Origin of the sequence: Vibrio sp. Isolate34, assembly GCF_022397915.1 — a bacterium.
In the GTDB taxonomy this organism is placed as follows: domain Bacteria; phylum Pseudomonadota; class Gammaproteobacteria; order Enterobacterales; family Vibrionaceae; genus Vibrio.
The window spans coordinates 69,258-80,566 of the sequence record NZ_JAKEUO010000013.1 but is presented as its reverse complement, the minus strand read 5'-3'; the positions used below and the strand labels follow the sequence as shown (position 1 = coordinate 80,566).

The following is an 11,309-nucleotide window of genomic DNA, read 5'->3' as shown; positions in this document are numbered from 1 at the left end:
AAGCGAAGTAACAGATAATAAAAACCAGCGAAAGCTAGCCTTTGGGAGACGTTAGTCTCCCTTTTTTACAACTGCTGAACCCAGCAGATTGAAGCAAATAAGAAACCACTGCATAGCCCATTAAAATTCGGGGCTATAGCCCGTACCTTAGATTACATGGCTGAAAGCTTAGAACTAAAGGGAAAGGGGATTCCTTCGAACCATTAAAACCAGATCTTAACGATATATCATAGTAAGAATGCCGTTCTCCCTTAAGTGAACAGAATTAATCCTAGCAGCCTTTTTTGAAGGGTTACGCCCTACAATTGCGATTAAAATACATTCAATTCTCTATGTAATATTCTATCAACAGCAAAACACCGCAGTTGTTTGCGGTGTTGTTAAATTTTGATTAGGAAAACTTCCATGAACCGTAAACATATCATCAAAACCATCCAAATGGGCATCGTGACTACAGCATTGATGAGCGGAATGGCTTTGGCTAATACCACTGATCTTGTAGAGTCTACTGACGCTGCTCGCGCCCAGGCACATACTCCCACCACTGCAACAACGCAACAAATACAAGCTGAAAATGCCACGCATAAACAGGCACTGCAAACACTTGAAAGCAATGGTAGTATTGATCAATATATGGAAACGAATAAAGCAGGGGAAACGACTACTGGTCACGTATCAAAATGCGTAAATACAGAAGTCCCTTTAGGCGAGAAAGTTGCTGAACATTGCAAATAAAAAGGATATACGTTAAAGCGGTATTCGATAGGGTTCCTTAGAAGATGCTAACCGATGCTTAACTTACAAGCATTGCACTTTTAAAGGAACCCTTTATCTATATTACTTGGCGTTTACGGCTCGCACAAAGGCTTCTTGCGCGCCTTCAATACCGAGTGCTTTTGCTTCATCTAATAAGCTAAGAGCTTTAGGAATATTGTCTTCACTTACTGCTGTTTGAATTGCATTATGGTAGTAAGTTTGTGTTTCTGGTTGAATTGTCTCAACCTTAACTGCTGCCGCTGGTTTAGCGTTAGATTCACTGTTTGATGAACCAATTGAGAAGAAGCTCGTTTTATCGATAGTCACTTCTATCTTACCGACATTAGCATTTGGAATTGGGATATCTTTTACTTCTGGTAAGTAGTTACCACGAGCTTCTGCATCCAAACGGGCAGGATGGATCACATCAGTAAAACCTTCCAGATCGTTTTGATCTGTATAGATAACTAAATAAACTGATTTTGCTGTTGTCGGTGGGTAGAAATCGTTTTCTGCAACGAGACGGTTCCCCAAGTGTAATCTTGGTTTAGCATACTCGAAGCTCTCTTTACCATAACGCTCTAGCTCACGACCGTTTTCGTCATAGATAACCGCATTTGGAACAAACGCTGTGTCACCGATAATGCTCGTGATATTAATCGAATACTCACCGCGATCTGCAGGCAATTCAATCGCTACTACAGGACTGTTTATTCCTTGATAGTTTAATACTTGGCTATTTGGTGTTACATCGAAAATAGCGGAGCTTGGAAGCTTCATCGGGGCAAATTGAAGACCAGCAATAGAGTTAACTTGTTCAGCCTGTGCCACTTGCACTTGCTCGACTACTTGTGCAGATTGACAACCGGCCAACGCAACACAGCCGCTCAACATTAGAGCTTTAAAATACATAACCCTTCCTTTTTGTTATTTTTTTAAGAAATTTACTCACTTTAATTACCACAAAGAGAACTATTCACCTAGGGAACGATCAATTTATTTGTACATTCCTTAAAAAAATAGCCGACGCAAGCCGGCTATGAATTAGGACAGTTTAGGATTTTAAGCTAAGTGGCTTACCACCAAGCTTCAACTTGGATACCAACAACGAAGTCGTTGTCTGCACCTTGACCAGTAACAACACCGTTGTCATCTTTAACTTCACCGAATGAATCGTTTTCTAGATCCATCAAGTAGCTACCGTATACACGGATTTCAGGACGAGCCCAGAAGCTGTCACCCATTGCCCATGCTTGAGCAACAGTAAATTTAGCACCACCGAAGTCAACGTTGTCTACTTCACCAGCGTTATAGCCAGCTTCGAAGATAGTACGCATTGTGTCGTTCCACTTATACATTGGACGAGCCACGATAGAGTATTGGCTTGAATCATGCTTATCAATACCTAGGTCTGAACCTGATAGGTATGCAAGTTGGTGACCCATTTCCCATGATTCGCCTAGGTTCATTACACCCCAGTTAAGAATACGGTAACCAAAACCATCATCTTGAGCGCCAGAGCGATCATAGTACGCGCCTGAACCCCAGAAGTTAGCCATTTGAACGCCGTAACCAGCCGTACCTACTTGAACGACAGTTTGGTTAAAGCCATTGCTCATACCTTGGTGGATAATACCTGTAGCAAGTAGACCATCATCACCATCGTATTTGCCATTCTTATTTTCAGTACCGAAATTGTAAACAACACCAAGCTCTAAACTAGCATCTTCCCATAGACCGATATTCGCTAGGCGAGCATCAGCCATGTAACCAGCACCGTTCTCATCTTCGCCATCTTGAATAATTGCTAAAGAAAGTTTTTGGTTACCAACTGAAATATTTTCGATACCACCACCAGTACCAGATGTATTTAGGAAGTAGAAGTCAGTAATGTGGATGTCTTTACGTTGGTAGTATGTTTTACCAGCCCAAAGAGTCGCTTCTTCATCGAAAGATAGAACGCCTTTTGCTTTAACAGCGAACTGAGCAACGTTAAAGTCACCGTCTTCCCAACCATTCGCGCCATCAGCACCAGAAGCAATCATTGACTCTAAACGCCAAGTTTGCTCACCAGTTTTTAGTTCTTCAGCCAAGCCAAACTCAGAATAGTTGTCGTTTTCATTACCTAGACGGCCAATACCATTCTTCATGAATGAAACGTCACCACCATCATTTCCGCTAATACCAGTACCAGCACGCATGTAGCCATTAAAATCTACAGCGAACGCAGAGCCAGCAGCTAATGTAGTTGCCACTGCAGCAGCAATCAAACTTACTTTTTTCATTCTTAACTCCATTAAGGACGATTTATTTTAGGTTTTTATATTTTTGCTCTCTTGCGGCAACCAAAGGCAGTAATGGTAGTCGTAAGATAGAGAGGTTTAGGGTTTCCCCTGATTCGTTTCAACGGGGTCAATATTAAGAGGGGATGACAAGTTTGACTTCCTCCACCCCTAACTAAATTAAGGGGGACTAGAGGGGAGTAGAAAATATACAGAATGGTGTTTTAAAGAGGTAGATCACTTAATCTAGGAGGAGTAGACAGCACTCAGATCTAATTATTCACCTTAAGTGAGATCTACTTCAAATATATAATTTGAACTTCATCGGTGAATTATTTTTTTAACCATAATTATTCTGTGAAGTTGCTTGACCTTACTGGGACAAAGCTTTTTACTTATAGTTCACTGATGTTGATAAACGAACAAGAAATCAAGCAATGACTAGAACGCTCGCTCGCCCTTATCCGCTAGGCGCAACGCTAGGTAACACTGGCTGCAACTTCTCAATTTATTCTCCTGACTGTAAATCTCTCTCTCTCGCTCTTTTTGATGAGAACGATGAATTCACGACTTATAAATTGGAAAATGAATACGCTGATATCAGATATGTATTTATTGAAGATATTAAAGCAGGACAAAAATACGGTTTCATTGCTGAAACAGACAATGGCCCTATCCTGCTTTCAGACCCGTACGCGAAAGCAATAAGCGAACCGCTCGATTACGTTACGCCCTATAGCAATGAGAAAAGCTTTGCGATGGCGAAATGTGTCGTTGTCGATGATACCTTCGATTGGCAAGACGTGGAAAAGCCGCGAATTAGCCGTGAAGAGACCGTTCTATTTGAAACCCATGTAAAAGGCTTATCTCAACTTCATCCAGAAGTAGAGACCAACACTAAAGGCCGTTACTTGGGATTAGTCAGCCCTGAAATGCTTGCGTTCTACAAACAGCAAAACATCAACTCTCTACAACTTTTACCTATTGCTGCATGTATGCACGAACCTCACCTATTGGATATGGGGAAAGTGAACTATTGGGGATACAACCCATATCTATTCATGGTGCCAGACCCTCGCTATGCAGAGAAAGACGCGGTTACTGAACTTAAGACTGCGATTCGTGAGCTGCACCGCAATGGCATCGAAGTCATTCTCGACGTTGTCTACAACCACACCGCAGAAGGTGGTGAAGGCGGTACAACCTTCAACCTAAAAGCGCTAGATAGCCGCTACTACATCAAACATGGTTGTCATTACGCGAACTTCACAGGTTGCGGCAATACAGTCGACCTCACCCACCAGCCTGCACTCAACTTAGTCATGGATACGCTACGTTACTGGGTAAGTGAGTTCCAAGTTGACGGCTTCCGTTTTGATTTAGCAGCAACACTGGGGCGCGAAGGTGACAACTACAACCCAGAGGCTGCTTTCTTTAAAGCCGTTGCTCAAGATCCTGTACTCAAAGAAACCAAGTTAATCGCAGAACCGTGGGATATTGGCCCTAATGGTTATCAAGTGGGTAATTTCCCGCTAGGTTGGAATGAATGTAACGACAAACTGCGTGATATCACACGTAGCTTCTGGCGCGGTGATCAAGGCTACTTGAAAGAGTTTGCAACTCGCTTGATGGGATCTCGCGATATCTACAGCGCAGCACACTGGCCGTACAAACTGACCGTTAACTACATCACTTACCATGACGGCTTCACCATGCAAGATCTTGTTTCGTACAAGCACAAGCACAACGAAGAAAATGGTGAGAACAACCGCGATGGGCACGGAGATAACCGTTCTGAAAACTACGGTGTAGAGGGCGAGACCGAAAACCTATTGGTTATTGCAACCCGTGAAAAGCAGAAACGTAACTTCATGGCGAGCCTGCTGTTTGCCTTCGGTATTCCGCATATCCTGACAGCAGATGTGTTATCCCATACTCAAAAGGGTAACAACAACGCTTACTGCCAAGATGGGGAAACGAGTTGGCTTAACTGGGAAGATTCAGAGCGTAAGATGTACTTCAAGACTTGGCTATCGGAAATGATATCTGCTCGTCAGCAATACATGGTGCCATTTATCAAGGCATTCAGTGGTGAAAAACGTAACTCTAACCGTATCTTCTGGAGCCGTGTCGATGGCACGCTGATGGAGCATGATGATTGGAACCGCTTAAGTTCAGTAGCACTGCATCTTGGTATCGGCAAAGACGGCGACGAACTGATTTATCTCATCAACCAAACCAACGCCCCTGCACGCTTCGTATTACCTAAGGATCGCGATCAAAACTGGGTGACCATTTGTGATACCAATCTGAGAAATGTAAAACCGGGTCATGCTGAAGGTGAAATGCTGTTATCGCCAACTTCGATGGCTATTTTGCATTATTCGCCTAACAAGACTAAGACCAGCTTAATCACTCATCTAACACCAGTTTAATCAACTCGTACGATTACTATTCTCTAGATACCGATAACAACAAAGCACCTGGGATTCATACCCTAGGTGCTTTTGTTTTTATAGAAAGTCATTACAATGCGCGTTCAACACGACAATCTCATCTTTCCAACGACGCGAGCCTTATGAAGCTAAGTAACCGACTGCAAACTCTCCACTCCCTTGTCAGCAATGACTACCAACACATTTGGGATTGTTGCTGTGATCACGGCTTCTTGGGTGTTCAACTGTTGTCGGATAACAAAGCCCCTCAGATTCACTTTGTCGATATTGTCCCGTCTCTGATGAGTGAATTGGAAGGCAAGCTAACGCGTTACTTTCCCCAAGGTGAAACGGTAGAGCAAAAGGTCACTAGCCAATGGCAAGTTTACTGCCTAGATGTCGCAAAGATTCCATTGGAAAAGCACACTGGCAAACACTTGGTTATCATAGCGGGTGTGGGTGGCGATCTGACTCAGAAACTAGTCGATGATATTCACCGTCAACACCCAGACAAAGCGATCGATTTTTTGCTGTGCCCTGTGCATCAACAATTCGAACTAAGAAGTCATTTAAAATCGCTCAAATTCGGTCTTATTGATGAAGTGTTGATTGAAGAGAACCGCCGCTACTACGAAATTTTATTGGTCAGCAATAACTTAGGCGAAGCTGAAAAGAGCCGATCGGTTAGTGAGATATCAAACGTGGGTGACAAGATCTGGACGCCGAGTTGTGATGAACAAATGAAGGTATCTCAGCAGTACAAAGCCAAAACGCTGCAGCACTACTTACGTATTCATCAAGGCCAAGAGAAGCAAGGTAAGCCTAGTGAAGTTAAACACATCATTGATGCGTACCAAGCCATTTAACGCTAGTAAGCACTAACTCTCTCGTTTACCTCTGATAAACCCAATTCAATAAAAATGCCGATAGCTCAATGAGCTATCGGCATTTTAAATGTTGTCGATTTGGTTGAATTTACTGTTCTTGTTTCTTATGAACCGCATCTGGCTCATCAGTCGTTTCAACCTCAGAGGGCGTATCAACCCCATAAACCGTATCAAGATAGGCGTCTTTCTCTTTCCACGTGTTGTTCAGCCAACTGTGAAAGCGACGTTTAAACGCCTTATCTTCAAAGTAATTACCGTTTACGTTCTCGTCCATCGGGTGCAATTTAATTCGTACCACCACCTTGGTCATTTTGCCTTTCAGCATATCTTCAAATGGAGAAACTTGGTTTTCAGGGTAAGCCAATGTGACATCCACGATACCATCTAAGATTGAGCCCATTGCAGAGAGAGCAAACGCCACACCGCCGGTTTTCGGCTTCAATAGGTGTCGGTAAGGGGTTTTCGCTGTCGCCAGTTTGTCGTGGTTAGCACGCGTTCCTTCCACAAAGTTAACCAATGTTGTCGGCGCTAGCTTGAACTTAGTACACGCTTTGTTGATGGCATCGAAATCATCATTGCGACGCTCTGGGTTGCGCAGTAAAAATTCACGTGAGTGACGTCGCATGAACGGCATATCCAAGCCCCAGCAGGCCAAGCCAACAAAAGGTACATACAGCAGTTCATGCTTAAGGAAGAACTTGGTCATCGGCATCTTGTCTTTCAAGATAGAAGACAAAATCACAATATCCGCCCAGCTCAGGTGGTTCGACATCATCAAATACCACTGCTTAGTCGAGATATCTTCCCCGCCTTCCACTTGCCACTCGATGTCATTATTCACATTTAACATCCAAAGATTGAGCGAAGCCCAACACCAGAATGTGAAGTTAGCTAAACGAGTACACGACTTTTGCACAACAGAGATTGGCAAGATCAGTTTGATGAGGCCAAAGAAGCTCACGGAAAACGCAGTCATTGCGGTATTGATGGTCACGAACAACACGTTCAAGGCCATACGAAGATTATCAAGCATAAAACACGGCTATATTGAGATCGAAAGCCGCCATTATACGCATCTGTAAATTATTCTCTTTAGTTATTAGTGCAATACTTCAGGGGTCAAACCACTCTGCAGACTTTGATAAAGCTCGGCTCTAGATCCCCTAAAACAACGCCCTACGCAAACAATAAATACATATATGAGTCATTTAGACCAATTGGTAGAAAGGTCTTTTTGACACAAAAACAATTAATTTCAACCCTTAAGCCAGTATTGATAAGCATTCTCATTATTGGCATGCTACATGCAACTCCAAAGTGTAAATAGTTGAGTATCCTTAATGAGATAACTTCTCTTCTTAAAGGTGATGATATGACAGATATTCCTCATGGTTTGGTAACCGGAAAAGTCCTACACAAGACAGAATGGACAGATCAATTATTCTCACTCCAAGTCAGTGCTCCTGTTTCCCCTTATCAGGCGGGTCAGTTTACTAAGCTCGGTTTGCTCAATAGTGAGGATGAGTTCGTGAGACGTGCTTATTCCATGGTGAATGCGCCGGAGCATGAGCAGGGTCATCAGCATCTAGAGTTTTTGATTATTAAGGATCAAAACGGTCAGCTCTCTCCTCAGCTTCATGAATTGAAGGCAGGCGATGACATATTTGTCGGCAAAGACCCAAGCGGCTTCATGACATTGGATGAGATCCCGGAGATCGCCGACGATCTATGGATGCTTTCAACCGGAACCGCGGTTGGCCCATTTATCTCAATGCTTGAGAGCATGCAGATACAACAGAATGAGTTGGCTTCAGACAAAGCCTCTTCATTCAAAAACCTTGTACTGGTTCATGCAGTAAGAACAGAACAAGACCTGACTTATCGAGACCGTATCACTCAACTCGTCGATCACTTTCAAGGGAAGCTTAAATATGTGCCAATTATTTCTAGAGAATCAGTCACCGGAACTTTGCGCGGACGAATCCCAAGCTTGTTACTTGGAGGCGACCTTGAGCAAGCCGCGTCTGTCGCTTTCAATCAAACCTGCAGCTTCTTCTACCTTTGCGGCAATCCGCAAATGGTTCGTGACACAAGTGAAGCGCTAACCAGCTTAGGTTTCGAAAAACACTTGCGCAGAAAGCCTGGTCAATTCAGTAGCGAGAACTACTGGTAAAGGTTGCTCACCTACAACATAGACGTACCCATTTCAAAGAACTGTCAGACAAGAGGTTTTATATGAGTCATTTACGTATTCCGTCACATTGGAAAATCCAACGTTCAACACCGTTTTTCACTACAGACAACATCCCAGCAGCGCTGCTTAACCATCACAATACGGCAGAAGGTGTATTCGGTCAGATCTGCGTAATGGAAGGCACGGTGACCTTCTATGGTTTTGCTGATGCAGAAGCAACAGAACCAGAAAGTGTTATCACGATTGAAGCTGGACAATTTGCCACTAGTCCACCTCAATATTGGCATCGCGTAGAGCTGAGTGACGACGCACAATTCAACATTAACTTCTGGTCAGAAAAAGAGACCAAGAAAATGTTCAACACTCGAAAGTAAGATCCATTCGATATTGATGAACTTATAAGCAAGCTACTTCGTAATGTGATTTTTAGTGTTCAATAAGTAAAGATTAAAAACCAAATAACCATAGTAATTACAATGACTAATGGTGATAGACAAGAGAAATAAACTCTAGCACACTGAACAAAGCTGTTAATTTTAACCCCTTATCAAATAAACATAATTGGGGTATTCATTTTTTAGGTAAGAGAGGAAGCCATGCTCAACATTGCTTTTTTTAGCTCAAAATCATACGACGAAAAATCATTCAACCTAGCGAAAGGCGAACTCAACGCTGAGTTTCATTTCCATGATTTTCGCCTCACTACAACCACGGCGAAAATGGCGCACGACAATGAAGTGGTGTGTGCATTTGTAAACGACGACCTATCGCGAGACGTGCTAGAAATTCTTGCACAAGGCGGCACCAAACTGATTGCAATGCGCTGCGCGGGCTTCGATAAAGTCGATTTAGACGCCGCCAAAGAGTTTGGCCTGCAAGTGGTTCGTGTTCCGGCTTATTCACCAGAATCGGTAGCTGAGCACACTGTCGGCATGATGATGTGTTTGAACCGTAAACTACACAAGGCATACCAACGTACTCGTGATGCGAACTTCTCCCTTGAAGGCTTGGTAGGCTTTAACTTCCACGGTAAAACCGTGGGTGTGATTGGTTCAGGTAAGATTGGCTTAGCAACGATGCGCATTCTGAAAGGTTTGGGCATGAATATCTTATGCTACGACCCATATCCAAACCCATTAGCCGTTGAACTGGGTGCTAAATACGTGGAACTGGATGAGCTTTATCAAGAGTCTGACGTAATTTCTTTACACTGCCCGATGAGTAAAGAGAACTACCACCTATTAGATGCCACTGCATTTGAGAAAATGAAAGATGGCGTGATGATCGTTAACACTAGCCGTGGTGAACTGCTAGATTCAACGGCAGCAATCGAAGCGCTAAAACAGAGTAAGATCGGTGCGCTTGGCCTTGATGTTTACGACAACGAGAAAGAGCTGTTCTTCCAAGACAAGTCTAACGATGTGATTGTTGATGATGTATTCCGTCGCCTATCTGCTTGTCACAACGTGCTGTTCACAGGTCACCAAGCTTTCTTGACCAAAGATGCTCTGTTCAACATTGCCAATACAACGCTAACCAGCGTTGACGCTTTCTTTTCAGGCAACACCAGCGGCAACGAACTTGTTCAATAACGGACTGAGTTAAAAGCAAACTAGCTCTACAAATACAAGGCCGCGCTATTCTGAAGTGAACAGCGTGGCTTTTTGGTTTATGCCAATATCGAAAGCAGAACTAGATGCAGAAGTGGCAATCCTCGATGTCTAGTCCATAGGTACCTTTTCGAATAGCCAGATGCTCTTCCCCTGCCTTCACACCCATCTCATAACCTGCATCCAAGATACTTTGATCCATAGTGAGTCGCTTAACCGCGAACGTTTCCGGTGGCGCAATCACCTTGATGGTCGCATCTTTTGGAGGGTTACGAATGAATTCTAAAGACTGGTTGTAGTTTTCAGCACGCACCGCCATCGATTCAGCAATATTTGGGAATTTCTTTAACAGCTTTTTCAGCATCCACTGATACTTCTGCGGCTTCATTCGATAGCTAAGTGGGTGAGATAGAATCACGGTAATATCGCGCGCACCTCGGCGGTATGCTTCACGAACCGGAATCGAATCCGCAACACCACCATCGGTATAACAGCCACCAGAGAAACACGGAGTTTCACGGTAAGCGATAGGTAAAGCCGTTGTTGCTTCAACCACATTAGAAAGGTTTTCTGGCTTAATATGATAGTAATCGGCACTGCCTGTATCGACATTAGTCACAGCGGCAATCAGTGGGATACTTGAAAACATCTCACCACAATCAAGCGGGTAGCGTTGGTTTGATTCATTCCATAACCACTTCACATCTACCAAGTTACCACCCTTGGCAAAACGAGCCGGGTTGAAGAAGGTTTTATCAGTCGCCATCGTGGTGATCACGTTGTAGCTGCGTTTTGGCGCTTGAGATAAGTAACCAACTAAATTGGACACGCCCGCAGATACGCCAATGGCAAAATCATAAGGACGGAAATCGTCTTCCATAAAGGCGTCCAACACTCCGGCTGCGAAGATGCCTCTCATTGCCCCACCTTCAACGATTAATGCGCTTTTACTCATCTCAAACTCTACTACTTTATAAACTGATAGCCGTAGGATAATCCCGTCCGTCTTATATAGATAATGGGATAGATTTATCAATTCGATAGGCAAAAGCTATTAATAAAAATAACACCATTTTTCAATGATTTAGGGTGATTTGATGAGCCGCGAGATCAAAAAAGGCCATTGAGTGATTCACTCAACGGCC

At 43.5% G+C, this 11,309-nt stretch carries 10 protein-coding genes; 6 read left to right on the top strand and 4 right to left on the bottom strand.

Going from position 1 to position 11,309, the window contains the following annotated elements:
* Nucleotides 1-405 precede the first annotated feature (405 nt).
* Nucleotides 406-735 (top strand): hypothetical protein, encoded by a 330-nt coding sequence (locus L1D22_RS14795; protein ID WP_239830353.1) that lies wholly within the window; start codon nucleotides 406-408, stop codon nucleotides 733-735.
* A 102-nt stretch (nucleotides 736-837) separates the two neighbouring features.
* On the opposite strand, the gene L1D22_RS14790 is transcribed toward L1D22_RS14795, so the two are convergent.
* Together L1D22_RS14790 and lamB are read right to left on the bottom strand one after the other, a co-directional pair.
* Nucleotides 838-1,668, bottom strand: coding sequence for a MalM family protein (locus tag L1D22_RS14790; RefSeq protein ID WP_239830352.1), 831 nt, complete (start codon nucleotides 1,666-1,668; stop codon nucleotides 838-840).
* Nucleotides 1,669-1,832: 164 nt separating this feature from the next.
* The gene (gene lamB / locus L1D22_RS14785; RefSeq protein ID WP_239830351.1) at nucleotides 1,833-3,041 is read right to left on the bottom strand and encodes a maltoporin LamB; all 1,209 of its coding nucleotides are present in this window, start codon (nucleotides 3,039-3,041) and stop codon (nucleotides 1,833-1,835) included.
* Nucleotides 3,042-3,475: 434 nt separating this feature from the next.
* Between lamB and glgX the strand changes: the two genes are divergently transcribed.
* On the top strand, nucleotides 3,476-5,473 hold the full coding sequence (gene glgX / locus L1D22_RS14780; protein ID WP_239830350.1) for a glycogen debranching protein GlgX: 1,998 nt from the start codon (nucleotides 3,476-3,478) through the stop codon (nucleotides 5,471-5,473).
* A gap of 143 nt (nucleotides 5,474-5,616) precedes the next feature.
* Nucleotides 5,617-6,339, top strand: coding sequence for a tRNA (adenine(22)-N(1))-methyltransferase TrmK (locus L1D22_RS14775; RefSeq protein ID WP_239830349.1), 723 nt, complete (start codon nucleotides 5,617-5,619; stop codon nucleotides 6,337-6,339).
* A 109-nt stretch (nucleotides 6,340-6,448) separates the two neighbouring features.
* Here the strand turns inward: L1D22_RS14775 and L1D22_RS14770 are convergent, their stop codons facing one another.
* Nucleotides 6,449-7,393, bottom strand: a complete 945-nt coding sequence (locus tag L1D22_RS14770) for an acyltransferase (RefSeq protein ID WP_239830348.1) — start codon at nucleotides 7,391-7,393, stop codon at nucleotides 6,449-6,451.
* A gap of 339 nt (nucleotides 7,394-7,732) precedes the next feature.
* On the opposite strand from L1D22_RS14770, the gene L1D22_RS14765 reads away from it, so the two are divergent.
* From L1D22_RS14765 to L1D22_RS14755, 3 genes are all read left to right on the top strand, one after another.
* Complete coding sequence (locus tag L1D22_RS14765; protein ID WP_239830347.1) at nucleotides 7,733-8,533, top strand: ferredoxin--NADP reductase; 801 nt, start codon at nucleotides 7,733-7,735, stop codon at nucleotides 8,531-8,533.
* A gap of 62 nt (nucleotides 8,534-8,595) precedes the next feature.
* Complete coding sequence (locus tag L1D22_RS14760; RefSeq protein ID WP_239830346.1) at nucleotides 8,596-8,928, top strand: DUF1971 domain-containing protein; 333 nt, start codon at nucleotides 8,596-8,598, stop codon at nucleotides 8,926-8,928.
* Between the two features lie 222 nt (nucleotides 8,929-9,150).
* Nucleotides 9,151-10,146, top strand: coding sequence for a 2-hydroxyacid dehydrogenase (locus tag L1D22_RS14755; protein ID WP_239830345.1), 996 nt, complete (start codon nucleotides 9,151-9,153; stop codon nucleotides 10,144-10,146).
* Between the two features lie 100 nt (nucleotides 10,147-10,246).
* On the opposite strand, the gene L1D22_RS14750 is transcribed toward L1D22_RS14755, so the two are convergent.
* A complete protein-coding gene (locus L1D22_RS14750; protein ID WP_239830344.1) occupies nucleotides 10,247-11,119 on the bottom strand; it encodes a patatin family protein in 873 nt (290 codons plus the stop codon).
* Nucleotides 11,120-11,309 lie beyond the last annotated feature (190 nt).

Coding starts and splice junctions, on each gene's coding strand:
- L1D22_RS14795 (WP_239830353.1), top strand. CDS start 406: ATGAACCGTAAACATATCATCAAAACCATCCAAATGGGCATCGTGACT.
- L1D22_RS14790 (WP_239830352.1), bottom strand. CDS start 1,668: ATGTATTTTAAAGCTCTAATGTTGAGCGGCTGTGTTGCGTTGGCCGGT.
- lamB (WP_239830351.1), bottom strand. CDS start 3,041: ATGAAAAAAGTAAGTTTGATTGCTGCTGCAGTGGCAACTACATTAGCT.
- glgX (WP_239830350.1), top strand. CDS start 3,476: ATGACTAGAACGCTCGCTCGCCCTTATCCGCTAGGCGCAACGCTAGGT.
- L1D22_RS14775 (WP_239830349.1), top strand. CDS start 5,617: ATGAAGCTAAGTAACCGACTGCAAACTCTCCACTCCCTTGTCAGCAAT.
- L1D22_RS14770 (WP_239830348.1), bottom strand. CDS start 7,393: ATGCTTGATAATCTTCGTATGGCCTTGAACGTGTTGTTCGTGACCATC.
- L1D22_RS14765 (WP_239830347.1), top strand. CDS start 7,733: ATGACAGATATTCCTCATGGTTTGGTAACCGGAAAAGTCCTACACAAG.
- L1D22_RS14760 (WP_239830346.1), top strand. CDS start 8,596: ATGAGTCATTTACGTATTCCGTCACATTGGAAAATCCAACGTTCAACA.
- L1D22_RS14755 (WP_239830345.1), top strand. CDS start 9,151: ATGCTCAACATTGCTTTTTTTAGCTCAAAATCATACGACGAAAAATCA.
- L1D22_RS14750 (WP_239830344.1), bottom strand. CDS start 11,119: ATGAGTAAAAGCGCATTAATCGTTGAAGGTGGGGCAATGAGAGGCATC.